This window comes from Ruminococcus callidus ATCC 27760 (assembly GCF_000468015.1).
GTDB lineage: Bacteria > Bacillota > Clostridia > Oscillospirales > Ruminococcaceae > Ruminococcus_C > Ruminococcus_C callidus.
On the sequence record NZ_KI260392.1, the window covers coordinates 2,895 to 3,780 of the forward strand.

Consider the following 886-nt stretch of genomic DNA (forward strand, 5'->3'; position numbering starts at 1 on the left):
CAATTGATGTTCTGCAAACGAAAATCGGCAGAACGGAAGAAACGACCGACAAGGAGGACAAGTAATATGACGATTTTAAGACCAGATGCAACAATGACTCTGAACGGAGTAAAAATCAACGAGTATTTACTCACCAAACACAATCCCATCCATATCGATATGCCCTCTTTTTCCATGACAGGAAAAATCATCGGTGTGACTGTCCATAACACAGACTGGATCACCGTAGCAAGCGGAACGACCCCTGCGGAACAGTATACGAGAGCAACGGTCAATAACAACATGAAGGATGTGCGTGTCCACTACTATGTGGATAACGTGTGTGCGTGGCAGAATCTGCCCCATAGTCTGAGCGGCTGGCACGCCGCTGATGGCAGTGGCAATGGAAATCGCAGAACCATTGCCATTGAGTGTATTATGTCCTCTGCGTACAATTCTGTTGATAAAAAGTCGGAGGACAATGCAGCGAAATTGGCAGCAGCCCTTCTGAAACAGTATGGATTGGACATCAACCATCTCTACACGCATACCCACTGGCTGAATGTTCGTGACGGACGAAACGGAACGATTGATCAATTGAACACCATGTACAATCGGTACAAAATGTGTCCGGCGTATATCTTGCCCCATTGGGCGGAGTTCAAGAAAAAGGTACAGTCTTATTTAAATGCAGGTTCCTCTGTTGCACCTTCTACAAAGCAGCTTTACCGTGTGAGAAAGTCTTGGGCAGATGCGAAGTCGCAGCTGGGGGCATATTCTTCCTTAGAAAATGCAAAGAAAGTGTGCAAGGTCGGATATTCTGTATTTGATGCCAACGAAAATGTAGTCTACACCAATGGCAGTCAGTTCACCAAGGGGCAGAAGGTTGCCATTCGTGCCAATACAC

General features: G+C 46.3%; 1 protein-coding gene. It reads left to right on the plus strand.

Translation table 11 applies throughout. The features are described from left to right. Positions 1 to 66: 66 nt before the first annotated feature. Positions 67 to 886: N-acetylmuramoyl-L-alanine amidase (locus RUMCAL_RS07320; RefSeq protein ID WP_021682041.1), on the plus strand; the 820-nt coding region annotated here is incomplete at its 3' end.